Origin of the sequence: Corynebacterium glaucum (assembly GCF_030408855.1) — a bacterium.
Taxonomy (GTDB): Bacteria; Actinomycetota; Actinomycetes; order Mycobacteriales; family Mycobacteriaceae; genus Corynebacterium; species Corynebacterium glaucum.
This window is the reverse complement of record NZ_CP047358.1, coordinates 327,436-352,247: the sequence shown is the minus strand read 5'-3', so window position 1 is coordinate 352,247 and position 24,812 is coordinate 327,436. Positions and strand designations below refer to the sequence as shown.

Sequence of the window (24,812 nt, the reverse complement as noted above, 5' to 3'; positions counted from 1 at the left end):
GCGACGGTTTTCACCCGCTTTCCCGGAAGAACGCGAAACCCCCGCCGCCGCGTTGAAATGCGGGGGCGGGGGTGTCGTCGAGAAGCAAATGCTTACTTGAGGGTGACCTTTGCGCCAGCCTCTTCCAGCTTGGTCTTCGCAGCCTCTGCGTCGTCCTTGTTTGCGCCCTCGAGGATGGCCTTCGGTGCGCCCTCGACCATCTCCTTGGCGTCCTTCAGGCCGAGGCCCGGAACGAGCTCGCGGACAGCCTTAATAACGCCGATCTTCTTGTCGCCAGCGTCCTCGAGAACGACGTCGAACTCGTCCTTCTCCTCAGCCGGAGCAGCGTCGCCGCCAGCAGCGCCCGGAGCGCCTGCAGCTGCAACTGCGACCGGAGCAGCAGCAGTCACGTCGAAGACCTCCTCGAATTCCTTCAGGAACTCGGAGAGCTCGATGAGGGTCATTTCCTTGAACTGCTCAATGAGCTCGTCCTTGGTGAGCTTAGCCATGGTGGCTTCCTTTCTTTGGCCCTACAGCGGGCCGGTATTTGGGGTGTGTAGTTGTACCTGGTCGAAACCGTTACGCGGCTTCGTCCTGCTTGTCCTGCAGCGCGGCAACGAGTCGTGCCGTCTTGGATGCCGGAGCCTGGAACAGGCCGGCAGCCTTCGCCAGAGAGCCCTGGAATGCGCCTGCGATCTTGGCCAGGGTGGTCTCGCGGTTGTCCATCTCTGCGACAGCAGCCACCTGAGCCGCGTCGAGAGCGTTACCGTCCATGTAGCCGCCCTTGACAATGAACAGCTCATTGTCCTTGGCGAACTTCTTCATGGCCTTCGCGGCGTCCACGGTCGCGTCGCCCTTAATAAAGGCGACGGCGGTCGGGCCGACGAGGAGGTCATCGAGACCCTCGATCCCCTGCTCATTTGCAGCGATCTTCACAAGGGTGTTCTTGGCGACGTGCAGTTCAACGTCAAATCCGAGCTCACCGCGCAGCTCTTGCAGCTGGCTCACGGTCAGGCCGCGGTACTCGGTGAGGAACACAGCGGACGAGCCTTCGAACTTCTCCTTGAGCTCTGCAAGCTCAGCAACGTTCTTCGGGTTTGCCATGACACACGCCTCCTTCCAATAACTTCATGTTCTTGTATCCGCCCGGAGCTTCAAATCGCTTTGCGACGAAAAAAGCCCCGTGCAGAAGCACGAGGCACCCATGAAAGGTTGGCCACGTTTCTCCTGCGTGGGTCGATCCCGCGAGCGGGATACCTTCGGCTTCTACGAAAGAAGCGACCGACGGTCTTCGGTGAAACTTGAGCTCAGGCTACGGCTAGCGCAACCCGTTCAAACTTCAGGGCAAGAGATTAGTCGGCCAGGGCTGCATCTCCAAATCGATCAACATGTCGTGGACAGTGGACGAAGAGCCAGTTGCGGTGATATCAACTTATGGAACATAATGACCAGGCCACAGAGACCATTAATTGTAAGCCAAGAGTGAGGAGTTGGTAAGATATGCGTAACATTTCCGTGGTGATCTGCGCTTGGAAGCGCAGCACCATTCTGGTGTACCAGCTGCGTGCAGTGCTCGAGCAGCTCAAGCCGGGCGACGAGATCGTGCTGATGGACGACGGTTCCGGCGACGGCACCGTGCAGGAAGCCGTGGCACAGGTGAACAACGATGAGCGCATCAACCTCATCGTGAACCCGACCAACGTGGGTGTGACCGCTTCCCGCAACATCGGCGTGAAGAACGCTAAGCACGACTTCCTCGCGTTTTGCGACAACGACGACATCGTCGCCCCGGACTGGCTCGACCGAGTTCGCGAGCACCTTGAGGAACACCCGTTCATCGGCTGCAACCTGGACATCGTCGCCGTGAACGATCCGGGCAGCATGTCTTCGGTGCCGGCATCCCCCACCGCGAACGGCCTGCCGGTTTGGGATGGCGGATTCCACTACGTCATCGGCGCCGGCTTCGGTCTGCGCCGCGAGGTATGGGAAGCCGTGGGCGGCTTCGACGAGAAGCTGGGTTCCCACGACGACGTGGACTTCAGCATCCGCGCCACCATCGCCGGCTACGAGCCGTACTTCGCCGAAGACGCCATTGTGTACTACCGTCTTCGCTCCACCCTCAAGGACATTTACAAGCAAAACCGCGGCTACGGCGCTTCCGCCATGAAGCTCAAGAGCAAGCTCATGGAGGAAAGCCCCGAGTTCCGCGAGGCGCTCGAGCGCGAGGGCGAGACCGAGTGGCAGTTCTCCGGACCGATTACCCCGGAGCGCATCGCGCGTGCGCTGGGTAGCCGGGCGGGCCGCCGTCAGGTCCGCCGCGAGCAGGCCCAGGCCCAGGCAAAAGCCCAGGGCCAGGAAAATTAAGCCGCCAGCTTAGAGCTTCGGCAGCGCAATCCCCTTCAGCGCGCCGGACTGCAGGAACGTCAGACCCGCGCCAAGGATTGCCAGCACGAGAGCCAGACCGGTCAGCGCCGGTCGGGACTCTGCACTCACCGAAAGATCGGCCGAGCCTGCACCGTTTTCCTCAGACGAAGACTCTGCGCTCAAGCCGTCGCGCGCTTCTGGACGCGCGCTGAGCTCGCCGCGGTCCTCCGGGCGTGCGCTGAGCTGGCCGCGGTTCTCCTGCGTCGCGCTCAGCTCCTCGCCGCGCACTGCTGCGCTCAACTGCGGAGCAGAGCTCTCCCCTGAAGCGGTCTCCGGCTTCGCTGCCTCAGGAGTGGCGTCCTTTGCTGTGGCATCCTTTGCTACGGCGTCCTTCGCTGCCACATCTGCAGCGCCCTGCGCCACCGCGTCTGCCGCCGGCGGCACCGCGCCCTTCTCAACCGGGTCAACTGCCGTTGACGCAGGCACGCTCACACCGGCCAGAGACTGCATGCGCTCCAGCGAGAGCGGCTCATCCATGATCGGACGCGGATGCGCCTTCTCCCCCACCTGCCAGGTGTAGGTCGCCTGGTTCGATTCCTTACCGTTGGAAAGCGCCGTCGCCTTCATGGTGTAAGTGCCCGGCTCGGTGAACAGCCAGTGGGTGTGCAGGTGCGCCGGGGTCTCCTGGTGGATGGCGCTGCCCGGGGTGAGCTGGAAGTCGCCGTCCTCCGCTGCAGCCTTGAAACCACCCTTGCCGTCGGTGCTGAACATGTAGACCTCACCCGGGCCGGTGACCTCGTCAATGCGGATTTTCACGTCGGTGAACCCGTCCCAACGCGCCATAAGGGTGGTCCAGCCTGGGCGCAGCATGCCCTGGTGGTAGCCCTGCGGCAGGACGTAACCGCTCTTGCCAACCTGTGGAAGCTGCTTCGTGGCGTCGGTGTACGCATCCTTGTGCACAACCAAGGTGACGTCTTCTGCGGGACGCTCGACGTTCGGTGCGGTGATGTCTTCTTTGATATCAAGCTTCAACTGCCCGTTCTTGGCGGTCACGTTGAAGGCGTTGAGGTGGCCACTCTCCAGCACGATCTGCTCCGCATGCGCCACCGGACTTCCGGCGAATGCGAGCGATCCGGCGAGGGCGACTGCGATAACGGAGGGGCGGACGAAGGTGGTCTGCAAAGACACGATTTTCCCTTTCCACGGGGCTCTGGCAACGCGGCACAGCATACAACAGATTCAGCACGACTTTATAACAAATTAAGCTTCGTCTCACGATCGTGCAGGTTGTACGCTAACTCGGCCCGGCATCACCCGCGTCCCCCGAAGTCACGCAGCGCCGCCTCCGCCGCCCACCACCCCGGCATCCCGTGCACTCCTGCCCCCGGCACCGTTGATGCGGATGCCAAGTATAGCCCCCGCCGCAACCGGTGCGGCTGCCGCAAGAGCGTCTGCGCCCCGCGCATCGCACCACCCGCAATGTCTCCCCCAACAAGGTTCGGGTTCCATGCCTCGAGCTCGGCCGGGCTCGTTTCAATCCGTCGCCGCACCACTGCACGAAAACCGGGAGCGAACCGCTCGATCTGCGCTTCAATGCGCTCGGCCACCTCACCCGGAAAACGCTCGCGGTACCCGTGCGGCACGTGCGCGTACGTCCACAGCACCAGCCCCCGGAACGCATCAGCCGCAAACTGCTGGCACACCATCACAAACGGTCGCTGCGGCAACCGTCCACGCGCCACCTCATCCTCAGCCCGCACAATCTCCTCAACCGCTCCGCCCACATGCACCGTCGCCGCCTGCCCAACCCGCGGGTCCGTCCACGGCACCGGCGCATCCAGCACAAAATCCACCTTGTGCACGCCCGCACCGTAGCGCCACCGCCGCATCGCACGCGCCCGTCGCGCCGGCAACTCCACGCCGTCCAGCCGCAGCACCTGCGCGGGAGTCAGGTTCAAAATCACAGCATCAGCGCGCGGCAGCTCCGTCACTTCCTCACCCGTGCGCACAGTGCCGCCATGCTTATCGACGACCCGTCCCAACGCCGCGACCACCTCACCCGAACCACCTTTGGCAACGGGCCATCCGCGCGTCATCCCAAGGGCGCCGAAGAGCAAGCCGAAGGCGCCAGTGAACGCGTTCGCCGGTGACGTGATGGCGTGCGTGGCGCTGCCGGCGAACAACGCTTTCGCGCGCTCGGTCTGGAACACACGGTTGGCCAACGAGGTCGCCGGCAACACACCGCGGGCGCCAAACTGCGCCATGAGCAACGGGTGGGCGGGCCAACGCGTCACCGGCGCAAGGACGTTCTCAAGGTGGGCGTCCATGTGTTCTGTCACCGGTTGGTGCAAATGCACCCACGCTTCAGCATCCGGCCCGAGACCCGCCGCGGTTTCATCCAGCGTTCCGGCGAGCAGCGCGGCCTCTCCCCCGGACTCCTCGGTGTCGAGCGGGTGCGCCATTTCATACGGCGCCCGCAGCCATTCCAGTCCGTAGCGCTCCAGCTCGAGCGCCCGGAATGCGGGGCTCGCCACGCCGAACGGGTGACACGCCGCGCCCCTGTCGATGCGGATGTTAGTTGGGGCGGAGGTGGCGTCGTCAAGCAAAAGTGTGGAAGCTGCACCACCGATCACCTGGGCCTGTTCGATGACTTCGACTTTCCAGCCGCTGACCGCGAGCTGGGCGGCGGCGGTGAGTCCGTTCGGCCCGGCTCCTACGACGACGGCGCGGGGTGACATGGGGCAAAGCATAAAGCCCCGGCCCTCGGAGTGGATACCGAGGATCGGGGCTGTGCTTAAAAGCGTGAAGCGGTTACGCCTTGGTGGCGTAGTTCTTCTGCACGTTCGGGTCGACCGGAACGCCCGGGCCCTGGGTTGCGGACACGGTGATCTTCTTCAGGTAGATGCCCTTGGCGGATGCCGGCTTGAGACGCAGCACTTCGTCGAGCAGTGCGCCGTAGTTCTCAGCGAGCTGCTCTGGGGTGAAGGATGCCTTGCCGATCAGCGCGTGCAGGTTCGAAGCCTTGTCCACGCGGAAGGCGATCTTGCCGCCCTTGGACTCCTCGACAGCCTTTGCCACGTCCGGGGTGACGGTGCCGGTCTTCGGGTTCGGCATCAGACCACGCGGGCCGAGCACGCGGGCGACGCGACCGACCTTAGCCATCTGATCCGGGGTCGCAATTGCCACGTCGAAGTCGATCTGGCCTGCGTTGATCTGCTCGATCAGCTCGTCGGTGCCAACGATGTCGGCGCCAGCCTCCTGCGCCTTGGTAGCGTTCTCGCCCTCAGCGAAGACGGCGACACGCACGGTCTTACCGGTGCCGTGCGGCAGGTTCACAGTGCCGCGGACCAGCTGGTCAGCCTTGCGCGGGTCAACGGACAGGCGCATAGCAACGTCGATGGTGGCGTCGTACTTCTTCGAGGAGGTCTCCTGAGCCAGAGTGACGGCCTCGAGCGGGTGGTAGAGGTTCTCGCGGTCAACCTTCGCGAGCTGCTCCTTGTAGTGCTTGGACTTGTTAGCCATGTTCAGTTCCTTTCATGCCGCACTCGCCACAGCGAAGGGGGAGGCGCGACGCGGAATGTGGTCTGGGGGCCTGGCCGGCCCTGCCACGGGTGAATAGTTTTACTTGATCACGTCAATGCCCATGGAGCGCGCGGTGCCGGCGATGATAGCGGCGCCTGCCTCGATGTCACGGGCGTTGAGGTCGTTCTTCTTGGTCTCCGCGATCTCCTTGCACTGATCCCAGGTCACGGAACCGACCTTCTGGGTGTGCGGGACGCCGGAGCCCTTCTGCAGGCCAGCAGCCTTCAGCAACAGGGATGCAGCCGGCGGGGACTTCAGCACGAAGTCGAACGAGCGGTCTTCGTAGACCGTGATCTCCACCGGGATGATGTTGCCGCGCATGGACTCGGTTGCAGCGTTGTAGGCCTTGGTGAACTCAACGATGTTCACGCCGTGGGCACCAAGTGCCGGACCAACCGGCGGTGCCGGGTTTGCCATACCAGCCTCGATCTGCAGTTTGATCAGGCCGGTGACCTTCTTCTTTGCCATGTGAAAACCTCCTAGGTACGTCGAAGGGGTTCTTCTCCAGGTCTGCCTTGGCCATGGTGCGCAAGTCCACTTCGTCCCCCGCAAACGGGGGTCGTACGACAAGACAACACTTGAAAGTTCTGCCAGACGAACTTTATTATTCGCCGGTATGGGACCTGATGCGGCTGCTCGCCGTCTACCTGCGCGACGAATCCCCGCAAAAGCTCGACCGATTCATTGCCACGTCCCACCGCGTCGGCCCGCCGCCGCTTCTCTAACCGCACGGAAAGTGCCCAGAAAGAACACAGAAAGAAAAGGACCAACATGTTGAAATCCAAGGTGCTCGCGCTCGCCGCCACGGCTGCGCTTGCTGCCGGCCTGGCAGGCTGTTCGCAGGACAGCGCAGACGCCGCCGGCGACAAAGACACCCCCGTGGTGCTCACCACGTTCACGGTGATCCAGGACATCGCCTCGAACGTCGCCGGCGACCACCTGCGGGTGGAGTCCATCACCAAACCCGGCGCGGAAATCCACGGCTACGAGCCCACCCCGGGCGACATCTCGCGCGCCTCCGACGCCGACCTGATCCTGGACAACGGCATGAATCTGGAAAGCTGGTTCTCCCAGTTCGTCTCCGACCTGGACGTGCCGCACGCCACGGTCAGCGACGGTGTGGAGCCGATCGATATTGCCGAGGACGCCTACGCCGGCAAGCCCAACCCGCACGCCTGGATGAGCCCGGTGAACGTGCAGACCTACGTGGACAACATCGTCGAGGAGTTCAGCAAGCTTTCGCCGCAGCACGCCGAGGATTTCAAGGCCAACGGCGAGAAGTACAAAAACGAGCTGCAGGACGTGCAAAACGAGCTCGAGACCAAACTCGCCGCAGTCCCCGACAACCAGCGCGCGCTGGTGACCTGCGAGGGCGCGTTTTCCTACCTGGCGCGCGACGCGAAGCTCAAGGAGCGCTACATCTGGCCGGTCAACGCGGAGCAGGAAGCCACCCCGCAGCAGATCGCGGGCGCGATCGAATTTGTCAAGGCCAACAAGGTCCCGGCGGTGTTCTGCGAGTCCACGGTGTCTAACGCACCGATGATGCAGGTCACAGAGGCCACCGGCGCGGAGTTCGGCGGCACGCTGTACGTCGATTCGCTGTCCGAGGAGGGCGGCCCGGTGCCGACATATCTGGACCTTATCCGCCACGACACGAAGGTGATCATCGAAGGCTTGACTGGGAGCAAGCAGTGACCCCGGCAATCGCGGTGGAGGATGTCTCGGTGCGCTACGGCGACGTGGCGGCGCTCGACGGCGCGACTGTCACCGTCGAGCCGGGCCGCATCTGCGGCCTGATCGGCATGAACGGCGCTGGAAAATCCACGCTGCTCAAAGCAGTGATGGGGCTGGTGCATCCTGACCGGGGCACCGTCCGCATCAACGGGATGGATCCGCAGCGCGCGAGAAAGTCGCAGGTGTTGGGCTACGTTCCCCAGAGCGAAGAGGTGGACTGGCAGTTTCCCGTCACTGTGCGCGATGTGGTCATGATGGGCCGTTACGGCCGGATGGGCCTGACCCGCCGCCCGCGCGAGGAGGACGTCGAAGCGGTGAACCGCGCGCTGGCGCGCACCCACCTGGAGGATTTCGCCAGCCGCCAAATCGGCCAGCTGTCCGGCGGGCAGAAAAAACGCGCATTCATCGCGCGCGGCATCGCCCAGGGCGCCAGCATCATGCTTCTCGACGAGCCGTTCGCCGGGGTAGACACCAACTCCGAAGCCACCATCACAGCGCTGCTGCACGAGCTCGCCGCCGAAGGCACCACGGTTGTCGTGGTGACCCACGACCTGGTTGCGCTGCCGAAGCTCGCGCCCGAGACGGTGCTGTTAAACCGGCGCGTGCTCATGCACGCCCCGACCGAGGTGGTGCTGGAGCCAGACAACCTCGTGCAGGGCTTCGGGATGGGGGTGCCGGCATGATCTCGCTGTTGACCGAGCCGTTCGGCTACGAGTTCATGGTGCGCGCCTTGGCAACGTCGCTGGTGGCGTCCATTGTGTGCGCGCTTTTGTCCTGCTGGCTGGTGCTGGTGGGCTGGTCGCTCATGGGCGACGCAGTGAGCCACGCGGTGTTGCCCGGCGTGGTGCTGGCCTACATCGTGGGCGTGCCGTTCGCCGTCGGGGCGGTACTGTTCGGCTTTTTGGCGGTGGGCTTGATCGGCGTGGTACGAGATACCTCCAGGGTGAAGGAGGACGCCGCGATCGGCATCGTGTTCACCACCATGTTCGCCCTGGGTTTGGTGCTGATTTCGGTGACCCCGTCGCATACGGATTTGAATCACATCATCTTTGGCAACCTGCTCGGCGTGTCCCGCGGGGATGTGCTGCAGATCGCGCTGCTGGGTGCGGTGGTGCTCACGGTGGTTCTACTGAAGCGGCGCGACTTCACCTTGTACGCGTTTGACCCGGTGCACGCGCACGCGATCGGGCTGAACCCGAGGCTGCTCGGCGCCACCCTGCTGGCGCTGCTGGCGCTGACGTCGGTGGTGGCGCTGCAGGCCGTCGGCGTGATCCTGGTGGTGGCGATGCTGATCATCCCGGGCGCGACCGCGTACCTGATCTCCAACAGATTCGATGTGATGCTGCTTATCGCGCCAGCGATATCCGCGGCGTGCGCGGTTGTGGGGCTGTACTGCTCCTACTACTTGGACACTGCCTCTGGCGGCATGATCGTGCTCACCCAGGGCGCGGTGTTCACCGCGGTGTGGCTTCTCAGCCCGCACGGCGTTCGAGGCGGGCGCGGCTACTCGTCGACGCGCACGAAGACGGAGTCGGTCGCGGCCTCGCCGAGCTGAACCGCCGCAGTCGCGCCAGCCAGCCGGACTTCCACCGCGCCGGAATAAGGCGCGCCCACCGCCACCTCGAGCTGCGCGCCGACGATGAGCCCATGGCTGTCAAGGAACTTCAGCAGCTTCGGGTCGTCGTCCGCGATGCGCTCGATCGTCGCAGTGTGCCCGGGTTGCACAGCGGTCAGCGGCACCGCCGCCGGGGTGTCGACGCGGCCGCTGGCTGAGGGGATGGGGTCGCCGTGGGGGTCGCGGCTGGGGTAGTCCAAAAACGCGTCGATGCGATCGACCATGAAGTCACTCACCGAGTGTTCGAGGTTTTCAGCCTCGTCGTGCACCTGGTCCCAGGTGTAACCCAACGCCTCCACCAAAAACGTTTCAATCAAGCGATGGCGGCGGATCATCGCCACCGCGTACGTGCGGCCAGTGTCAGTCAGCTCGACGGCGCCGTAAGGCTTGTGCTCCACTAGGCCCTGCTCGCCAAGTTTGCGCACCCCGTCGGAGACGGTGGATTTCCGCAGTCCGAGGTGCTTGGCCACAGACGACGTTGTCACCGGCGTATCTGACCATTCCGAAATCGCCCAGATGCCTTTGAGGTAGTTCTGGGTGCTGGTGGACAGGTCGCTGACAGACATGCTCGCCACTCTACTTGGCGGCGCGCATGCGCCTACGCGGTGCGAGACCGCAGTACCGAGCGCGGCTGCGAAATGCGCGCCGGCACCCAGTGCGGCACCGCTACTTCCCGGCCCATGAGCTGGATGACGTTGCGCTGGTAGCTGCGCAGCACCTCTTCGTAGTAGCCCAACAGCTGGCCCCCCAGTGCTGCCCAGGTTTTATCGGCTACGGACTCGCGTGCGGTGAGTTGGAGTTGGGGGTGGCGGGCGGCGTCGAGAAGCCAGGCGGCCGCATCGGGTAGCTCGTCTTCGAAGGTGTCCACCTCGAGCAGTAGGCCATTTTCGCCGTGTTCGATGAGGTCGATGGGGCCGCCGGCCTTCGGGCCGATGGTGGGCACGCCGGAGGCTTGCGCTTCTTGGATGGCCTGGCAGAATGTTTCGAACTCGCCGGTGTGCACGAACAGGTCCAGCGAGGCGTAGGCGCGGGCGAGTTCCTCGCCGGACAGGGCGCCGGTGAACACGGCGTCCGGCATGAGCGACTCAAGCGCATCGCGCTCCGGACCACCGCCAACAATCACGAGCTGGATCGACAGGTCCCCGTGCAGCGCGGCGAGTCGGTGCACTGACTTTTCCGCGGCGAGGCGGCCGACGAATCCGACGACCTTCTTCTCCCCTGTCGGATCCCAGGCGCGCCGCAGCACGTCGGAGCGCTTCGTGGGATTGAACAGCTCCGTGTCCACGCCGCGGCCCCAGTGCCGGACGTTTTTGATGCCGTGGGATTCCAGCTCGCGGATGTACACCGAGGAGGGTGCGAGCGTCATCTCGCACATGTTGTGCACCGTGCGCGTCCAGTCCCAGGCGATGTTGGCAATCATGGCGGCGTGGTACTTCGTGGCAAACCCAGCCACATCGGTCTGGTACAGCCCCACCGCCGGCACGCCCAGTTGGCGCGCCGCGAAGGCACCGGCGCCGCCGAGGACGAACGGGCTGGCCAGGTGGATGATGTCCGGGTTGAATTCCGCAAGCGCCGCCGCGACGGTGGTGGTGGGCACGCCGATCGGCAGCGGATCAATCAGCGGCACCATCACCGTTGGCACGCGCACGATGGGAAAACCGAGGTAGTCCGGAATTTCGTCCTGGAAGTCGCGGGCGCCGGGGGCGATGACCATGGCTTCGTGCCCCTCCCGCTTCAAATGCTCCAGCACGCGGAGCACCGAGTTTGTGACCCCGTTGACGTTTGGCAAAAACGACTCAGCAACGATTCCCACACGCATAATAGCCGGGCGGCGGCGGTGAGCCCGTTCGGCCCGGCTCCTACGACGACGGCGCGCGGTGACATGGGGCAAAGCATAAAGCCCCGGCCCTCGGAGTGGATACCGAGGATCGGGGCTGTGCTTGAAGCCGTGAAGCGTTTACGCCTTGGTGGCGTAGTTCTTCTGCACGTTCGGATCGACCGGAACGCCCGGGCCCTGGGTTGCGGACACGGTGATCTTCTTCAGGTAGATGCCCTTGGCGGATGCCGGCTTGAGGCGCAGCACCTCATCCAGGAGCGCGCCGTAGTTCTCAGCGAGCTGCTCCGGGGTAAACGATGCCTTGCCGATCAGCGCGTGCAGGTTCGAAGCCTTGTCCACACGGAAGGCGATCTTGCCGCCCTTGGACTCCTCGACAGCCTTAGCCACATCCGGGGTGACGGTGCCGGTCTTCGGGTTCGGCATCAGACCACGCGGGCCGAGCACGCGAGCAACGCGGCCGACCTTGGCCATCTGATCCGGGGTTGCAATTGCCACGTCGAAATCGATCTGGCCCCCGTTGATCTGCTCGATCAGCTCGTCGGTGCCAACGATGTCAGCGCCAGCTTCCTTGGCTGCGGTTGCCTTCTCGCCCTCAGCGAAGACGGCGACGCGCACGGACTTACCGGTGCCGTGCGGCAGGTTCACGGTGCCACGCACCAGCTGGTCAGCCTTGCGCGGGTCAACGGACAGGCGCATAGCGACGTCGATGGTGGCATCGTACTTCTTCGAGGAGGTCTCCTGAGCCAGAGTGACGGCCTCGAGCGGGTGGTAGAGGTTCTCGCGGTCAATCTTCGCGAGCTGCTCCTTGTAGTGCTTGGACTGTGCCATATTGAGTTCCTTCCGGAAATTGTGGTGCGGGCCTGGCCGGCCCTGCCACAGGGTGGTGTTCTACTTCTCGACGTCGATGCCCATGGAGCGGGCGGTGCCAGCGATAATCGCGGCGCCAGCCTCGATGTCGCGAGCGTTGAGGTCGTTCTTCTTGGTCTCCGCGATCTCCTTGCACTGATCCCAGGTCACGGAACCGACCTTCTGGGTGTGCGGGACGCCGGAACCCTTTTGCAGGCCAGCGGCCTTCAGCAGCAGGGACGCAGCCGGCGGGGACTTCAGCACGAAGTCGAACGAGCGGTCTTCGTAGACGGTGATCTCCACCGGCACGATGTTGCCGCGCATGGACTCGGTTGCAGCGTTGTATGCCTTGGTGAACTCAACGATGTTCACGCCGTGGGCACCAAGCGCCGGACCAACCGGCGGTGCCGGGTTTGCCATACCAGCCTCGATCTGCAGTTTGATCAGGCCGGTGACCTTCTTCTTAGCCATCGATTTACCTCAATTCCTTGGTACGGCGCACGCAGCCACGATGAATGCCGCGCGCACCTCCGGATGCCGGGGTTCGCGATCGCGTAGCCCAGCCACCGGGGAGAACGATTGAAAAAACGTCGCGCTACCAGGTACGGCAGACGCGACGTTTCAGTGTAGCGGGCGCAAATGCCCGAAAGCAAAATGCTGCTAGCAGCTAGATGCTAGATGCTGCGCTCGATCTGATCGGCGGTGAGCTCCACCGGGGTCTCGCGGCCGAAGATAGACACGAGTGCCTGAATCTTGCCGGTCTCCGGGTCAATCGCGTTGATCGTCGCAGACACCGACGCCAGCGCGCCGGAAAGGATGGTGACGGCCTCGCCGACTTCGTAGTCGTGCGCCACTGCCACCTTGGTCTCTTCCTCGGGCATTGCGATGACGGTCTCGCCGTCCTCGTTCGCTTTGGCAGCCTCGCCCGCGACAGGCTCAGCCTTTGGCATGAGGAACTTAGCGACGTCGCGGTGCTTCACCGGAGTGGCGTTGCCCTCATTGCCCACGAAGCTGGTCACGCCCGGGGTCTCGCGGACTACGGACCATGCGGCGTCGTTCATGTCCATGCGCACAAGCACGTATCCGGGCAGCAGCTTACGCTTGACCAGCTTCTTCTTGCCGTCCTTGTTCTCTAGGACCTGCTCGATGGGCACGACGACGTCGTAGATGGAGTCCTCCACCTCGAGCGTTTGAATACGCATGTCGAGGTTGGTCTTCACCTTGTTCTCGTAGCCAGAGTAGGACTGGATGATGTACCACTCACCAGGCAGCTTCTTGAGCTCCCTGGTGTACTCGCGAAGGCGGCGGCGGTACTCGCTGTCGGTGTCTTCCGCCTCGCCGCCGAGTGCTGCCTCAGCCGCAGCGAGGTCGCCTTCTTGGATGGGTTCTTCGACGATGTCGCCGTCGGCCTCCGCCGTCGCTTCAGCTTCAGCGTCGACTTCTGCCTGGGATTCCCCCAGCAGCGGCTCGGTCTCCGGAATCACCGGAGCGCCCTCGTCGATCATCTCCTGGTTGTCCTCAACCTCTTCGGCGAACTCACCTGCAGACTCCACGTCTGCGGACTCGCCCACCTCTGTGGCTTCGCCGCCAGTCCCGTCGCTGACGGTACCGTCTTCAGCGATCATCTGCTCTTCTGCTTTCAGCTCCGGATCGTTGCGGAGTTCTTGTTCACGTTCCATACTCCACTCCTCTTAGTTGGAGGAGTCACCTTCCTTACCGTGCTGGTCGCTTTCGCGGGCCTCAGGGTCGGTCTTCGGGGACACCGGGGCACCCTCGCCGATCATTTCCTGCTCGTTGTTCTCGACGGTGTTCTTCGCGTCCTTATCCGCTTCAACCATGGTGAACTCCTTCATCCGTGACACCTTGCGACGTTTGCTACTTTGCGACACAGCGTACCTACGTTCCGAAAGGCACGGGCCAAAAAGTATCCCGCCCTCCTCGTGTCTTCGAGGCGGCGGGAATGTACGACGAAAGTATAGCTTACGGGATGAGAACCCATCCAATTAGCTTCGCCGCGAGGACATCGGTGCCCCACATCAGCACAGTGACCAAGATGAGGAACGCGAACACGATCAGTGTGTAATTGACCATCTGACGGCCAGTGGGCCAGATGACCTTCTTCATCTCGGCTGCGACTTCGCTAGGAAACTGCCCAGCGCCACCGCCGTAGCTCTCGTCAGCCTTCGCCTCTTGCTTTGCGGGAGCGCGCTTTTCTTCGTAGGTGGAAGAAGAAACCGGAGAAGTGCCGCGCAGCTGACGCTTACCGGTCGGCTGCGCCGGGGTCTGACCGTTCGGATTAGTCAAAGAAACTCCTCCAACTTGATGGATTGGCAGGGGCGACAGGACTCGAACCTGCAACCTACGGTTTTGGAGACCGTTGCGCTACCAATTGCGCCACGCCCCTAGAGCATCGCGCTGAATGTGCAATGCACCTAGACCCTATCACGAGCCTCGGCGCGAATTTTTCACACACCGCACCCGATCGAGGTACGTAGCGATGGAGAGAATTGAACTCTCGACACAGCGATTATGAGTCGCTTGCTCTACCACTGAGCTACACCGCCATGTGCTTGCGTATGCAAACAACAGAGCCCCCTATCAGAATCGAACTGATGACCTTTTCCTTACCATGGAAACGCTCTGCCGACTGAGCTAAGGGGGCACAGCCTCTTTGTTGTGAGTCCAGCAAGATCTATTCCTGCGCAACCCGCTCCGTTGAAGCCTTGTAGAGATTAACCCGTTGCACTTTCAGAACACAAATCGCCAGCGGAGAGCGCATTTTTGCACCAATTCTTCTCGACGATCTCCCCTGGCGGTCAGAAGTCGGCAATGACGAGCTTCTTCATCTCCATCATGTGGGCAAACGCGTTAGGGTGCCGCAGAAGCTCTGCGTGGTTGACAGGAACAATCTGCCACGACATTCCAAACTTGTCCTTGAGCCATCCGCAGTTCTCTGCGTCAGAGTCTGCGCTCAGGGAATCCCAGAAGAAGTCGATCTCTTTCTGAACTTCGCAATTGACCAGCAGCGAGATACCGCGGAGACCGTGGTCTTGCCCGGAACCATTGTCCATGACCACGAACCACTGGTCCCCAACGCGAAACTCGCCGAAGGCTAACGCTCCGGCCTCCGCCTTGCCGGTACGCTCCGGATACCTGGAGATGCCGCCAACTTCAGCCTCCTGCCCGCTGCTGGAGTTGAACAGCTTCACGTAGAACTCCGCCGCCTCTTCCGCGCGATCTTGGGCGGGACCATCAAACATCACCGCCGGCATGATGAAAGGACGCGGGGCTGCCCCAGAGTCGCTAAGCATCAATTGCCAGTTCACGCCGAACTTGTCTTGAACCCATCGATAGTGAGGTTGGTGGTTACCGGCTCGCCAGTTTCCGGGTAGCGGGTTGCAACTTCGGAACTGACAGCAAAACCGGCCGCACCGAAGGCCGCTTCATAAAACGCAGCGACGGCTTCGGCGCTGCGATTGCACCAAATATTGGGAACGATTTTCTGCCCGTTGCCCATGAGCTCGAAAATACCGTTCGCCAGTCCCGCATGCTGCGCTAACGCACAAAGCCCCGCACCTGGTGGGGTACGGGGCTTTCGAAAGAGTGCCAGGTAGAAGATTCGAACTTCTGAAGGCAATGCCGGCGGATTTACAGTCCGCTCCCTTTGGCCGCTCGGGCAACCTGGCGCGCACTCAAAGTGCGTTGCTTACTCTACATCACCACTAGCGCCAGGTTGCAAATTCCCTGGACACCAAAGCAAACGAAGCGCTTAGCCCACGCGGTCGACGGTGACTTCCGCCAGTCGCTGGAGAGCTTCGTTGGCCGGGCCGTCGGGAAGCGAAGCAAGCTCCTGCTCCACCACGGCGAGGTACTCGCGAACCTTCTCCAGGGCGCGCTCGCGCCCACGGGTTTGGCTGATCAGCTCGAGGGCCCGTGCGACGTCGGCGTCGTTGGTCAGCGGACCGGTGAGCAAACCTCGTAGCTCCTCGCCCGCCGGGGTGTCCTCCTCCAGTGCGTAAAGGACTGGCAGGGTGAACACGCCCTCGCGCAGGTCGGTGCCCGGGGTCTTTCCCGACTGGGAGGCATCGGAGAAGATGTCGATGATATCGTCGACGATCTGAAACACTACGCCCACGGCGGCACCGAGGCGCTCGCAGCTCCTCCGCACATCTTCCGGGGCACCGGATAGCTTCGCCCCCAGATACGCGGCACACGCAATGAGCACACCGGTCTTTTCCTCGACCACCTTGATGTAGTGCTCGACCGGATCCGTCCCGCGCGCACCTTCAGTCTCGCGCATTTGCCCGGTAACCAGCGTCTGAAACGTATCCGCGAAGTACGCAACAGTTTCGGTGTCAATCTCACTCATCAACCGCGAGGTGTGCGCCAGCAGAATATCGCCGGCCAGAATAGCCACGGAGTTGCCCCAGCGCTGGTTCGCCGACTCCACGCCGCGGCGCTTCTCCGCCTCATCCATCACGTCGTCGTGATACAAGGTGGCTAAGTGCACCATCTCGGTGAGCACCGCACCCTTGACCACGTTCTCTGCCTCCGGATCCGGCCCGAACTCGCTGCACAGCAGCGCCATGAGCGGGCGGAACCGCTTGCCGCCGGCAAAGGCGAGGTGGTTGACCTTCTCCGCGATGAACGGCTCACCGTGGTTCAGCCGCTCGCCCAGCAGGTCTTCCACCGCGCTCATTCCGCGGGCCACACGCATCGACAGCGCCTCGTCGCCGAGGTCGATGGTGAACCCGCCTCGTGGCGACGGTTGGATGCCGTGGGTCATCGGTCACTGTCCTTGCAAGTTATGGGCGGTTGTCAGCTGCAAAATGGCGTCAGAAACGGCGCGCACATGTCTCCAAATACCGTAGCCGAATACCTCCCCCGCGCACGACAGTAGGCCCCCGGCTGGCACAATGACCGGGGTGAGCACATTCGCGTTCGATTGCGTCGTTGTCGGCGCCGGCCCCTCCGGGTCCACGGCAGCCATCGCAGCACAGCGGGCAGGTTTGCACACTTTGCTTATCGACGCCTCTGCCAAACGCCGAGACAAAACCTGCGGCGACGGACTCACCCCCCGCGCGGTGCACACGCTTCGGCAGCTCGGACTCGACCACGTTTTGCCTGCGTATCGCAACCGCGGGCTGAAGTTGCACGGCTTTGGCGGCGATGTCACCGCCCCCTGGCCCGAGGGCGTCTACGGCACCGAGGGTTCGGCCAGCCCGCGCAAGATTTTCGACGACGCTCTGGTCACCGAGGCAGCCAAGGCCGGCGCCACCGTGTGGCAGGAGTGTCCTGCGACCGGAGCGGAGTTCGAAGGCGGGCGCATCAGCCACGTCCTTACCGCCCGCGGGCCGGTGAGCGCGAAATGGGTGATTGTCGCCGACGGCGTGCGCTCCCCCTTTGGCAAACAGCTGGGGCGCATCTGGCACAAGAGCGAGGTCTACGGCATCGCGGCCCGCTCGTACTGCGCGACCGATTCCGTCGAGACCGCGAACGAGCCGTGGATGCACTCTCACGTCGAGCTGCGCGATGACAGCGGCGAGGTGCAACCCGGCTACGGCTGGATCTTCCCGCTGGGCGAGCTCGACGGCACCGGTTATGTGAACCTCGGTTGCGGGGCGCTGTCCACCGACACCCGCCCGGCGAGAGTGAACACGAAGAAGCTGCTCAGCTTCTACGCCGCGCAACAACGCGACACCTGGGGGCTGGGTCCCGAGGAAGCTGTCACCTCGGCGCTGCTGCCCATGGGCGGGGCGGTATCCAACGTGGCGGGTGCGAACTGGGCGCTGATCGGCGACGCCGCTGCCTGCGTGAACCCGCTCAACGGCGAAGGCATTGACTACGGCATGGAAACCGCCGTGATGGCCATCGCCCTCATCACCCGCGCCGGCAAGAACCCCGACCTCACGCTGGCTTGGCCTCTCGCGCTGCGGGAGGCCTACGGCGAAGCGTTTGCGTTAGCCCGCACGGCCGCGCGCCTGTTGACCTACCCCCAGTTCCTGCCCGCCGTCGCGCCGCTGGCCATGCGCGGAATCGGCGGCGAGTACCTGATGCCCGCAGCAGCACGGCTCATGGGCAACATGATCAGCGACGCGGACCGCGACCTCGTGGCGCGCGCGTGGCGCACCGCGGGCAAGCTCGCCCCGAAAGACGCGCCGTTGTGGAATGCTGCCTAGTTATACGGCTTAGCCCAGTGGCCTAGCCCAGCCGCTTCGTCGCGCTGTGCAGCGCAACAATCCCGCCGGTGAGGTCCTGCCAGCCAGCGCCTTCCCATCCGCTGCGGTTGATCGCTGCGGCAAGCGCCTCCTGGTCCGGCCATGCGCGGATGGACTCGGCTAAGTACTCGTACGCCTCCGGGTTGGAGGAGAACACTTTGGCCACGCGCGGCAGCGCAAGCGGCAAGTACTCCTTATATAGGGTGCGAAAACCCGGGATGATCGGCGTGGAGAACTCGTTGACCGTCAACCGCCCGCCCGGCTTGGTCACGCGCGCCATCTCGCGCAGGCCTGCCTCGAAGTCGTGGATGTTGCGCAGCCCGTAGGAAATAGTGACTGCATCGAACACCTCGCTAGCAAACGGCAAGTGCATCGCGTCTCCGGCAACTTTCGGCACCTCCCGGTTGCGCCCAGCGGCGAGCATGCCCTGGGAAAAGTCGCACGCCACCACCCACGCGCCCGACTTTTGCAGCTCAACGGTGGACACCGCCGTACCCGCGGCGAGGTCCAACACCCGTTCCCCCGGTTTCAGATCAAGGCGCTTGCGGGTCTTGGTGCGCCACCTTCTATCCAAGCCGAAGGACAGCACCGTGTTGGTGATGTCGTAGCGCTCCCCCACGTCGTCGAACATCCCGGCAACGTCGAAGGGCTGCTTGTCCAGGTTCGCCTTGGCCATGGTTGGCAAGTCTACGCGGGCGGCCTACTCCGGCCTGCGCGTGGTCAGCACGAGTGCGACAGGGCCTCCCCCGCCCGCGCCCGTTGCGCAGCCGCCGTTCGCTTTAGCCGCCACGCAAGAACTGCACCCGCCGCCGGCGCAGCTGCCGCCGAGCGCTTCTAGGCTCAGCCGTCCGGTGCGCTGAAGATGGTGGATGATTGCGTCCACCGTGGAATCGCTCAAGCCCGTGGTTCGCCGAATCTCGGCGCGGCTGCGGGCACCGTCGCGGATCGCTTGGGTCACCGCTTCCACGGGACGTTTCGGGGTTTGGGGCTTAGTTGCTTGTCGACGAAACATTGCTTCCGCCTACATGAATATCCGAAGCATTTGGAACGTGACCACCGCGAGCAACCAGGCAAGCGCGAGTTGTCCCACCACGCCGATGAGCGTCCACTTCAGGCCGATCTCGCGGCGCTGTGCGGCGAGTGTGGCCACGCACGGCGTGTAGCCCATGAGGAAGATCATGTACGCCCACACCGCGGCGATGCCGTGGCCGCCGGAGGCCTGGTCGAAATCCTCGCGTACTGCGGTCGCTAGATCCGCCGAGTCTTCTTCCACAGCGTAGGTCTGCGCCCAAGTGGAGATCAACGCCTCCTTGGCCAGGAAGCCAGTGATCAGCGGACCGGTCAGCGACCACGAACCGAACCCGGCGGGTTCAAAGACCGGCGCAATGGTTTCGGAGACCACGCCGTAGACCGAGTCCTGCGGCGCGAGCTCCTCGTCACCCCAGCTGTGCCCTGCGACCGCTGGGGTGGAAAGCAGAAACCAGATGGCGATGACGGTTGCCACGATAATGCCGCCTGCGGTGCGCAGGAATCCCTTGAGGCGTGCCCAGGTGACCGTCGCAGTCAGACGCGCGGTGGGCAGCTGGTACACGGGCAGATCGATCACCAACGGGTCCGCCCCCATGGTGCGCCACAGCAGCGTCTTCAGCAGCAGGCCGGCGAACACCACCAGCAGGATCGAAACCACGTACATGGCGAACACCACGAGTCCCGCGTGCTCAGGGAAGAACGTGTGACCCAGCATCACGTACACGGTAAGCCGCGCCGAGCAAGAGGTGAACGGCACGAGCAGCGCAGTCATCCGGCGTTGCAGCGGCGTGCTGAGCACCCGGGTCGCGGAGATCGCCGGGACATTGCAGCCAAACCCAACGATGAGCGGGATGAACGCTTTGCCCGGCAACCCGATCGCGCGCATCAGCCGATCGGCCACAACGGCCGCGCGCGCCATGTACCCGGAATCTTCCAGGACTGCGAGGCACAGGAACATCAGCGCCATCAGAGGGACGAACGTGAGGACCATGCCGACACCGCCGATCAGGCCGTCGATAAGCAAGCCCTTAATGAAGGGGAAGTCGAGCCCGACGGCGGCGAGTGCTGCTTCCGCCCACTGTGAGAGCGGGCCGGTGAAGAAGTCTTCGAGGAGGGTTTGCAGTGGGGCGGCGAGTGTGATGGTGATTTGAAAGACCAGGAACATCACGGCGAGGAAGATGAGCGGTCCGAGGACGGGGTGGAGGACGAAGCGGTCGATGGTTTCGGTGGTGGAAGCCCGCTGCTCGTCGCGCACGGTCGCTGAGGCGACGGCGTGGTCGATCCACTCGAAGCGGGCATCGGCGGCGGCAAGATCGGCGTCCGAGTTCGTGGATTGCACTTCCACGGGGCGGACCGTTTCGATCGGCGCGTGGAGCTGCGCATGCACAGCTTCGGCGAGGGCGGTGACATCGCGGCGGCGCGGATCGACGGCGACGACCGGGATGCCCAAGGCACGGGAGAGACGATCCGGGTCCACCTCGAGGCCCTGGCGCTGCGCCACATCAGCCTTGGTCAGGGCGATGACCATTTGGTACGGGTGCTCGGCGAGCTGTGCGGCGAGGTAGAGGCCGCGCGCGATATTCGAGGTGTCGACCGCGACCAGCACCAGGTCGGGGCGTTGGGAGTCGGGGCTGTCGAACAACAGCTCGCGGGTGAGCGCCTCATCGGGGCTGACCGGGTCGAGCGAGTAAGCGCCGGGGAAGTCGATGACATTGAGGCGATCACTACCCACCCCGGGCGTGTGCCACACCCCGCGCGAGACTTCGACGGTGGTGCCCGGCCAGTTGCCCATTTTCACGCCGGCGCCGGTCAGCGCGTTGAAGAGGGTCGACTTACCTGCGTTCGGGGAGCCGACCAGGGCGATCGTGGGCGCGCCGGTGGCGACCTCCGCCGCAGAGGCGTCGCAGTGGGAGCAGGCTGCGGTGGGATCCGGCGTACTAACTTTCGGAGTGCTCATTTGCTTTCACCCGGGGCCGCGTCGACCAAGATGTGCTTGAGCGCGAAGGTGTCCAGCGCGTAGTGGGTGCCGCGGACTTTGACGACTCGGCCGCCGCCGGCGGTCTTCTGCATGACGGTGACTTCGGCACCGCTGCGCAGGCCGAGTTCGCGGAGTCGGCGGTTCAGCGTCCCATCGACCGTGGCGGAGTTGATCACCGCGCGTTTCCCCACGGGGATGTCCATTAGTGTTGCCGTGCCACCCATGCGTGCAGGCTCCTTTAAGTAAGGCTTGCTTTACAAAAGCGAACCTACTCTTATTCGAAGCGGTTAGGAAAGGTCTGGAACGGTTTTTTCGGCGTGGGTGATACAGTTCACGCCCCGCGGCGCAGGCGGCGCGGTCCCCGCGCCCACGCGGGCAGGTTGACATCGCGACCGAAGATTCGGATCACGTTGCGGTTGTAGCCCTTGACAACCTCTTCGTAGTAGCCCATCAACTGCTCGCCGAGCGCCTGCCAGGTCTTGTCTGCAACCGACTCGCGGGCGGTGGCCTTCAAGTTGTCCAGGCGCGCATCGTCGAGGACCCAGCTCGCCGCATCCGGCAGCTCAGCCTCGAAGGTGTCCACGTCGAGCAGCAGGCCGTTGACCCCGTGGTCGATCAGGTCGATCGGGCCGCCGGCGCGCGGACCAATGGTGGGTACACCGGAGGCCTGCGCTTCCTGGATCGCCTGGCAGAAGGTCTCGAACTCGCCGGTGTGTATGAACAGGTCCAGCGACGCGTACGCGCGCGCCAGGGACTCGCCGCTCAGTGCGCCGGTGAACACTGCACCGGGCAGCGCCTCTTCAAGCGCCTGGCGCTCCGGACCATCGCCGACAACAACCAGTTGGATGTCTTGGTTCGCCACCAGCGGGGCGAGACGGTGCACGCTCTTCTCCGCAGCCAAACGCCCCACAAAACCAACAATCTTCTTGGACCCCGTCGGATCCCACTGGCGTCGCAGCACCTCGGAGCGTCGCGTCGGGTGGAACAGTTCCGCGTCCACGCCGCGGCCCCAGTGGTTGACGTTCTTGATACCGCGCGACTCCAGCTCGCTGATCGTCGCCGAAGACGGCGCGAGCGTCATCTGGCACATGTTGTGGATCGTGCGGGTCCAGTCCCAGGCGATGTTAGCCACCATCGCCGCGTGGTATTTCGTGGCAAATCCAGCGACGTCGGTCTGATACAGCCCCACAGCAGGGATGTCGAGCTGGCGAGCAGCGAACGCACCTGCACCACCCAGCACGAACGGGCTGGCCAGGTGGATCACGTCCGGCTTGAAATCCGCCAGCGCGGCAGCAACCGTGGTGGTGGGCACGCCGATCGGCAGCGAGTCAATCAGGGGAATCATCACCGTGGGCACGCGAACGATCTCAAACCCGAGGTAGTCCGGCACCTCTTCCTGAAAGTCACGGGCACCCGGCGCAACCACGATGGCTTCGTGGCCTTCGCGCTTGAGATGCTCGAGCACCCGGAGCACGGAGTTGGTCACTCCGTTGATGTTCGGCAAAAAGGATTCGGCCACGATTCCCACACGCATGCGTAGCATTCTTTCATCGCTGGACAAACGCTTGCCCAATCGGACGTAAAATTCACATGAATTTTGCGCGGGAGACCGCGAACCAGCCAGCCGCGGCAATCAACGTCGCCACCACAGTCACCGACCCGGCGGGCAGCAGCGAAAGGTACCACCCGCGGCCTTCGACTTTCACCAGGTCAGGGTCAGACTTGGCATACGTCACCCAGACTCGCTGCCCCTCCCCCAGGCCCGATGGGTACAACAATCCAGCGCGTGGCGCGTGGAGCTTGCCATCCTCGCCCTCGTACTCCACGGCGGTACGGTGCTGATCCACTTTGAGCACGGTGGCAATCCCGCGACCGGGGTCGGCGTGAATGTGCGCATCGTTAATCACGGGCCCGAGCACCATCGCAACAGCTCCGAGGAGGGCCGCGGTGTACAGCGCCAGCACGAGCTGCTGTAGGCGGCGACGCACCTGCATTACTTCGCCAGCCTTTGCGCAAGCGCGCGGCGAGTCGCGCGGGTTGTCGCTGCCTCCACTACGGCAATCGGGGCGGGCTCCGCTTCCAGTTCAATCAGGGCTTCGCTGAGCTCAGCCAGGGTTTCAACCTTGAGGTAGTGCGCACCATGGGCAGTCGCAAGCTTTTCGACGTCCACCCCGTGCGGGGTCCCGAAAGCCCGCTCAAATTCCTTTCGCACTGGCTCGGCACCGACTTCCAGTGCTTCGAAGATGCCGCCACCGTCATCGTTGGCCACCACAATGGTGAGATTTCCTGGGCGCGGCTCGTCGGGGCCGATGAGCAGCCCATTGATGTCGTGCAAGAAGGTGAGATCCCCCATGAGCGCAACGGTGCGCGGCGCCCGGATCTCATCCGCCCGCAGCGCCTGGGTGGCAAGGGCGATACCCACCGCCTGGGAAACGGTGCCGTCGATGCCTGCAGCGCCGCGCGCGGCGTAGGTGTCAACCCCGTCGAACGGCATACCAACGAGGCTGGCGTCGCGCACCGGGTTGGAGGAGCCGAGCACGAGCGTGTCGCCGACGGCGAGCGTGTCACAGACGGCCGCGGCGACGTGGAGGCCGGTGAACCCGAACTCGTCGTCCTCAAGCGCAGCGCGCACGGTTTCCGCCCCCACGTCACCGGCTGCCTCGCAGATCTTCAACCACGTATCGCTCGGCTGCCCGGTGGCGTTGACGCGCGAGCCACGCCGATCCGGTTTGCCGGTGAAGACATCGGTACGTGAGATGCCGATGACCTCAATGTCTGGATCCGTCAGCAGGGCCATCACGTCGCGGTGCAGTGTGGGATGCCCCACCACAATCACCTGCTGCGGCTTGGTCGAGGCAGCGAAGTCCCCGCCGTCGTGGGAAATGGCGACCTCGTTCTGAGCGAAGAACCGCGCGGCCAACGGATGCACCTGGTGGAACGGGGTCGGCGCGGTCGGCTCCGCAATGGTGGGCACATGTTCGAGTCCCGGCACATCCCACGCCTCATCGCCGGCGATCACCAGCGTGTCACGGCTGAGATCTACGTCGACGGCGCCGTGGTCCACCCAGGCGGGTTTCGTGTCCAGGCGGCCGGGGCCGACGCGGCGAGGAGCGCCGTGGGCCTCGGGAAGCGCATCCGGCACCAGCGGGATGTCCAGGGCAACGTTGATGTGCACCTGGTCGTCAACGAACGAGATCGCCGCTGCGTCGTCAAGCGTGGTGACCTGCTGCGTGGCAGCGTAGCGGCCGAAGATCCCCTGCTGCCAGATTGTTTGCGAGGCACCCGTGCCAATGAGCCGCTCGGGGCGGTCCGCACTCACGACCGCGAGCGGGGTGTGAGACATGTGTGCCTCGATCAGCGCGGGATACGCGTTGGCCACGGCTGTCCCGGACGTCATCACCACAGCCACGTGACGCCGCTGGACCCGGGCGAGTCCGAGGGCTGTGAACGCGGCCGACCGTTCGTCGATACGCATGTGCACGCGCAGATCCGTGCGAGCCAGCAACTCGTAAGCCAACGGTGAGTTGCGCGAACCTGGGCTCATCACCACATCCGTGACGTTGCGGGCGAGCGAGTCAACGACACTGTGTGCAAGGCTGTGTGCAAGCGCGTGCGAATCCATGCCTTGTG

Annotated in this window: 29 protein-coding genes and 4 tRNA genes; 6 read left to right on the top strand and 27 right to left on the bottom strand. The window is 63.9% G+C overall.

The window, feature by feature from the left end; all coding sequences use genetic code 11:
* Positions 1-92: 92 nt before the first annotated feature.
* Both rplL and rplJ read right to left on the bottom strand, forming a co-directional pair.
* On the bottom strand, positions 93-488 hold the full coding sequence (gene rplL, locus CGLAUT_RS01730; protein WP_290185929.1) for a 50S ribosomal protein L7/L12: 396 nt from the start codon (positions 486-488) through the stop codon (positions 93-95).
* 70 nt (positions 489-558) lie between these two features.
* A complete protein-coding gene (gene rplJ, locus CGLAUT_RS01725; protein ID WP_290185928.1) occupies positions 559-1,083 on the bottom strand; it encodes a 50S ribosomal protein L10 in 525 nt (174 codons plus the stop codon).
* Positions 1,084-1,479: 396 nt separating this feature from the next.
* Here rplJ and CGLAUT_RS01720 point away from each other — a divergent pair, with 396 nt between their 5' ends.
* On the top strand, positions 1,480-2,343 hold the full coding sequence (locus tag CGLAUT_RS01720) for a glycosyltransferase family 2 protein (RefSeq protein WP_290185927.1): 864 nt from the start codon (positions 1,480-1,482) through the stop codon (positions 2,341-2,343).
* 9 nt (positions 2,344-2,352) lie between these two features.
* Here CGLAUT_RS01720 and CGLAUT_RS01715 read toward each other — a convergent pair whose 3' ends face one another.
* The 4 genes from CGLAUT_RS01715 to rplK (CGLAUT_RS01700) all read right to left on the bottom strand — a co-directional run bounded on the left by CGLAUT_RS01715 (position 2,353) and on the right by rplK (CGLAUT_RS01700) (position 6,393).
* Complete coding sequence (locus CGLAUT_RS01715) at positions 2,353-3,531, bottom strand: choice-of-anchor M domain-containing protein (RefSeq protein ID WP_290185926.1); 1,179 nt, start codon at positions 3,529-3,531, stop codon at positions 2,353-2,355.
* A 122-nt stretch (positions 3,532-3,653) separates the two neighbouring features.
* Positions 3,654-5,081, bottom strand: coding sequence for a phytoene desaturase family protein (locus CGLAUT_RS01710; protein WP_290185925.1), 1,428 nt, complete (start codon positions 5,079-5,081; stop codon positions 3,654-3,656).
* A gap of 73 nt (positions 5,082-5,154) precedes the next feature.
* A complete protein-coding gene (gene rplA, locus CGLAUT_RS01705) occupies positions 5,155-5,865 on the bottom strand; it encodes a 50S ribosomal protein L1 (RefSeq protein WP_290185924.1) in 711 nt (236 codons plus the stop codon).
* Positions 5,866-5,964: 99 nt separating this feature from the next.
* Positions 5,965-6,393: a 50S ribosomal protein L11 gene (gene rplK, locus CGLAUT_RS01700; protein WP_095659183.1), complete on the bottom strand. Its 429-nt coding sequence runs from the start codon at positions 6,391-6,393 to the stop codon at positions 5,965-5,967.
* Between the two features lie 110 nt (positions 6,394-6,503).
* Between rplK (CGLAUT_RS01700) and CGLAUT_RS01695 the strand changes: the two genes are divergently transcribed.
* Genes CGLAUT_RS01695 through CGLAUT_RS01680 form a run of 4 tightly spaced genes read left to right on the top strand, consistent with a single transcriptional unit; the run spans position 6,504 to position 9,214 of the window.
* The gene (locus CGLAUT_RS01695; protein ID WP_157731230.1) at positions 6,504-6,650 is read left to right on the top strand and encodes a hypothetical protein; all 147 of its coding nucleotides are present in this window, start codon (positions 6,504-6,506) and stop codon (positions 6,648-6,650) included.
* A 46-nt stretch (positions 6,651-6,696) separates the two neighbouring features.
* Positions 6,697-7,620, top strand: coding sequence for a metal ABC transporter substrate-binding protein (locus CGLAUT_RS01690; protein WP_290185919.1), 924 nt, complete (start codon positions 6,697-6,699; stop codon positions 7,618-7,620).
* Complete coding sequence (locus CGLAUT_RS01685) at positions 7,617-8,342, top strand: metal ABC transporter ATP-binding protein (protein ID WP_290185917.1); 726 nt, start codon at positions 7,617-7,619, stop codon at positions 8,340-8,342. The genes CGLAUT_RS01690 and CGLAUT_RS01685 overlap by 4 nt, the downstream gene beginning before the upstream one ends.
* Positions 8,339-9,214, top strand: a complete 876-nt coding sequence (locus tag CGLAUT_RS01680; RefSeq protein ID WP_290185915.1) for a metal ABC transporter permease — start codon at positions 8,339-8,341, stop codon at positions 9,212-9,214. Before CGLAUT_RS01685 ends, CGLAUT_RS01680 begins: the two co-directional genes overlap by 4 nt.
* Here the strand turns inward: CGLAUT_RS01680 and CGLAUT_RS01675 are convergent.
* From CGLAUT_RS01675 to CGLAUT_RS01610, 14 genes are all read right to left on the bottom strand, one after another.
* On the bottom strand, positions 9,163-9,840 hold the full coding sequence (locus tag CGLAUT_RS01675; protein ID WP_290185913.1) for a metal-dependent transcriptional regulator: 678 nt from the start codon (positions 9,838-9,840) through the stop codon (positions 9,163-9,165). The two genes, CGLAUT_RS01680 and CGLAUT_RS01675, sit on opposite strands and share 52 nt — an antisense overlap.
* A gap of 32 nt (positions 9,841-9,872) precedes the next feature.
* Positions 9,873-11,093, bottom strand: a complete 1,221-nt coding sequence (locus CGLAUT_RS01670) for a glycosyltransferase family 4 protein (protein ID WP_290185911.1) — start codon at positions 11,091-11,093, stop codon at positions 9,873-9,875.
* A 138-nt stretch (positions 11,094-11,231) separates the two neighbouring features.
* Positions 11,232-11,939: a 50S ribosomal protein L1 gene (gene rplA / locus CGLAUT_RS01665; protein WP_290185909.1), complete on the bottom strand. Its 708-nt coding sequence runs from the start codon at positions 11,937-11,939 to the stop codon at positions 11,232-11,234.
* A gap of 60 nt (positions 11,940-11,999) precedes the next feature.
* The gene (gene rplK, locus CGLAUT_RS01660; protein WP_290185907.1) at positions 12,000-12,428 is read right to left on the bottom strand and encodes a 50S ribosomal protein L11; all 429 of its coding nucleotides are present in this window, start codon (positions 12,426-12,428) and stop codon (positions 12,000-12,002) included.
* A 203-nt stretch (positions 12,429-12,631) separates the two neighbouring features.
* Positions 12,632-13,462 (bottom strand): transcription termination/antitermination protein NusG, encoded by an 831-nt coding sequence (gene nusG, locus CGLAUT_RS01655; RefSeq protein ID WP_290186972.1) that lies wholly within the window; start codon positions 13,460-13,462, stop codon positions 12,632-12,634.
* A gap of 186 nt (positions 13,463-13,648) precedes the next feature.
* Entirely contained in the window at positions 13,649-13,810 is a 162-nt protein-coding gene (locus CGLAUT_RS01650; RefSeq protein WP_290185905.1) for a hypothetical protein, read from the bottom strand.
* A 127-nt stretch (positions 13,811-13,937) separates the two neighbouring features.
* On the bottom strand, positions 13,938-14,261 hold the full coding sequence (gene secE / locus CGLAUT_RS01645) for a preprotein translocase subunit SecE (protein ID WP_290185903.1): 324 nt from the start codon (positions 14,259-14,261) through the stop codon (positions 13,938-13,940).
* A gap of 24 nt (positions 14,262-14,285) precedes the next feature.
* A tRNA-Trp gene (locus CGLAUT_RS01640) sits at positions 14,286-14,361 on the bottom strand.
* A gap of 88 nt (positions 14,362-14,449) precedes the next feature.
* Positions 14,450-14,521, bottom strand: a tRNA-Met gene (locus CGLAUT_RS01635).
* A 25-nt stretch (positions 14,522-14,546) separates the two neighbouring features.
* Positions 14,547-14,619: transfer RNA gene (locus tag CGLAUT_RS01630), tRNA-Thr, on the bottom strand.
* A gap of 154 nt (positions 14,620-14,773) precedes the next feature.
* Positions 14,774-15,268, bottom strand: a complete 495-nt coding sequence (locus CGLAUT_RS01625; RefSeq protein WP_290185901.1) for a VOC family protein — start codon at positions 15,266-15,268, stop codon at positions 14,774-14,776.
* Positions 15,269-15,279: 11 nt separating this feature from the next.
* Positions 15,280-15,474, bottom strand: coding sequence for a hypothetical protein (locus CGLAUT_RS01620; RefSeq protein WP_290185899.1), 195 nt, complete (start codon positions 15,472-15,474; stop codon positions 15,280-15,282).
* An 87-nt stretch (positions 15,475-15,561) separates the two neighbouring features.
* Positions 15,562-15,643: transfer RNA gene (locus CGLAUT_RS01615), tRNA-Tyr, on the bottom strand.
* An 83-nt stretch (positions 15,644-15,726) separates the two neighbouring features.
* Positions 15,727-16,743, bottom strand: coding sequence for a polyprenyl synthetase family protein (locus CGLAUT_RS01610; protein WP_290185897.1), 1,017 nt, complete (start codon positions 16,741-16,743; stop codon positions 15,727-15,729).
* Positions 16,744-16,873: 130 nt separating this feature from the next.
* Between CGLAUT_RS01610 and CGLAUT_RS01605 the strand changes: the two genes are divergently transcribed.
* Complete coding sequence (locus tag CGLAUT_RS01605) at positions 16,874-18,136, top strand: geranylgeranyl reductase family protein (RefSeq protein WP_290185895.1); 1,263 nt, start codon at positions 16,874-16,876, stop codon at positions 18,134-18,136.
* Between the two features lie 22 nt (positions 18,137-18,158).
* On the opposite strand, the gene CGLAUT_RS01600 is transcribed toward CGLAUT_RS01605, so the two are convergent.
* From CGLAUT_RS01600 to menD, 7 genes are all read right to left on the bottom strand, one after another.
* Positions 18,159-18,851: a demethylmenaquinone methyltransferase gene (locus CGLAUT_RS01600; RefSeq protein ID WP_290185893.1), complete on the bottom strand. Its 693-nt coding sequence runs from the start codon at positions 18,849-18,851 to the stop codon at positions 18,159-18,161.
* Between the two features lie 24 nt (positions 18,852-18,875).
* Positions 18,876-19,133, bottom strand: coding sequence for a hypothetical protein (locus CGLAUT_RS01595; protein ID WP_290185891.1), 258 nt, complete (start codon positions 19,131-19,133; stop codon positions 18,876-18,878).
* 63 nt (positions 19,134-19,196) lie between these two features.
* Positions 19,197-21,161, bottom strand: a complete 1,965-nt coding sequence (feoB, locus tag CGLAUT_RS01590) for a ferrous iron transport protein B (protein WP_290185888.1) — start codon at positions 21,159-21,161, stop codon at positions 19,197-19,199.
* Positions 21,158-21,406 (bottom strand): FeoA family protein, encoded by a 249-nt coding sequence (locus CGLAUT_RS01585; protein ID WP_290185886.1) that lies wholly within the window; start codon positions 21,404-21,406, stop codon positions 21,158-21,160. The genes feoB and CGLAUT_RS01585 overlap by 4 nt, the downstream gene beginning before the upstream one ends.
* 107 nt (positions 21,407-21,513) lie before the next feature.
* Positions 21,514-22,716 (bottom strand): glycosyltransferase family 4 protein, encoded by a 1,203-nt coding sequence (locus CGLAUT_RS01580; protein ID WP_290185884.1) that lies wholly within the window; start codon positions 22,714-22,716, stop codon positions 21,514-21,516.
* Positions 22,717-22,768: 52 nt separating this feature from the next.
* A complete protein-coding gene (locus CGLAUT_RS01575) occupies positions 22,769-23,176 on the bottom strand; it encodes a DUF3592 domain-containing protein (protein ID WP_290185882.1) in 408 nt (135 codons plus the stop codon).
* Positions 23,176-24,804 carry a 2-succinyl-5-enolpyruvyl-6-hydroxy-3-cyclohexene-1-carboxylic-acid synthase gene (gene menD / locus CGLAUT_RS01570; RefSeq protein ID WP_290185880.1) on the bottom strand — a complete coding sequence of 543 codons (1,629 nt, stop codon included), beginning with the start codon at positions 24,802-24,804 and terminating at the stop codon, positions 23,176-23,178. Before menD ends, CGLAUT_RS01575 begins: the two co-directional genes overlap by 1 nt.
* Positions 24,805-24,812 lie beyond the last annotated feature (8 nt).

Excerpts from the sequence above, each read along its gene's own strand:
- CGLAUT_RS01605 (WP_290185895.1), top strand. The coding sequence starts at position 16,874 with ATGACCGGGGTGAGCACATTCGCGTTCGATTGCGTCGTTGTCGGCGCC.
- CGLAUT_RS01585 (WP_290185886.1), bottom strand. The coding sequence starts at position 21,406 with ATGGGTGGCACGGCAACACTAATGGACATCCCCGTGGGGAAACGCGCG.
- CGLAUT_RS01575 (WP_290185882.1), bottom strand. The coding sequence starts at position 23,176 with ATGCAGGTGCGTCGCCGCCTACAGCAGCTCGTGCTGGCGCTGTACACC.
- rplL (WP_290185929.1), bottom strand. The coding sequence starts at position 488 with ATGGCTAAGCTCACCAAGGACGAGCTCATTGAGCAGTTCAAGGAAATG.
- rplA (WP_290185909.1), bottom strand. The coding sequence starts at position 11,939 with ATGGCACAGTCCAAGCACTACAAGGAGCAGCTCGCGAAGATTGACCGC.
- CGLAUT_RS01710 (WP_290185925.1), bottom strand. The coding sequence starts at position 5,081 with ATGTCACCCCGCGCCGTCGTCGTAGGAGCCGGGCCGAACGGACTCACC.
- CGLAUT_RS01600 (WP_290185893.1), bottom strand. The coding sequence starts at position 18,851 with ATGGCCAAGGCGAACCTGGACAAGCAGCCCTTCGACGTTGCCGGGATG.
- rplK (WP_290185907.1), bottom strand. The coding sequence starts at position 12,428 with ATGGCTAAGAAGAAGGTCACCGGCCTGATCAAACTGCAGATCGAGGCT.
- CGLAUT_RS01650 (WP_290185905.1), bottom strand. The coding sequence starts at position 13,810 with ATGAAGGAGTTCACCATGGTTGAAGCGGATAAGGACGCGAAGAACACC.
- menD (WP_290185880.1), bottom strand. The coding sequence starts at position 24,804 with ATGGATTCGCACGCGCTTGCACACAGCCTTGCACACAGTGTCGTTGAC.
- feoB (WP_290185888.1), bottom strand. The coding sequence starts at position 21,161 with ATGAGCACTCCGAAAGTTAGTACGCCGGATCCCACCGCAGCCTGCTCC.
- CGLAUT_RS01620 (WP_290185899.1), bottom strand. The coding sequence starts at position 15,474 with ATGGGCAACGGGCAGAAAATCGTTCCCAATATTTGGTGCAATCGCAGC.
- CGLAUT_RS01610 (WP_290185897.1), bottom strand. The coding sequence starts at position 16,743 with ATGACCCACGGCATCCAACCGTCGCCACGAGGCGGGTTCACCATCGAC.
- CGLAUT_RS01670 (WP_290185911.1), bottom strand. The coding sequence starts at position 11,093 with ATGCGTGTGGGAATCGTTGCTGAGTCGTTTTTGCCAAACGTCAACGGG.
- CGLAUT_RS01680 (WP_290185915.1), top strand. The coding sequence starts at position 8,339 with ATGATCTCGCTGTTGACCGAGCCGTTCGGCTACGAGTTCATGGTGCGC.
- rplK (WP_095659183.1), bottom strand. The coding sequence starts at position 6,393 with ATGGCAAAGAAGAAGGTCACCGGCCTGATCAAACTGCAGATCGAGGCT.
- CGLAUT_RS01720 (WP_290185927.1), top strand. The coding sequence starts at position 1,480 with ATGCGTAACATTTCCGTGGTGATCTGCGCTTGGAAGCGCAGCACCATT.
- CGLAUT_RS01580 (WP_290185884.1), bottom strand. The coding sequence starts at position 22,716 with ATGCGTGTGGGAATCGTGGCCGAATCCTTTTTGCCGAACATCAACGGA.
- rplA (WP_290185924.1), bottom strand. The coding sequence starts at position 5,865 with ATGGCTAACAAGTCCAAGCACTACAAGGAGCAGCTCGCGAAGGTTGAC.
- CGLAUT_RS01690 (WP_290185919.1), top strand. The coding sequence starts at position 6,697 with ATGTTGAAATCCAAGGTGCTCGCGCTCGCCGCCACGGCTGCGCTTGCT.
- CGLAUT_RS01625 (WP_290185901.1), bottom strand. The coding sequence starts at position 15,268 with ATGCTTAGCGACTCTGGGGCAGCCCCGCGTCCTTTCATCATGCCGGCG.
- CGLAUT_RS01675 (WP_290185913.1), bottom strand. The coding sequence starts at position 9,840 with ATGTCTGTCAGCGACCTGTCCACCAGCACCCAGAACTACCTCAAAGGC.
- rplJ (WP_290185928.1), bottom strand. The coding sequence starts at position 1,083 with ATGGCAAACCCGAAGAACGTTGCTGAGCTTGCAGAGCTCAAGGAGAAG.
- nusG (WP_290186972.1), bottom strand. The coding sequence starts at position 13,462 with ATGATCGACGAGGGCGCTCCGGTGATTCCGGAGACCGAGCCGCTGCTG.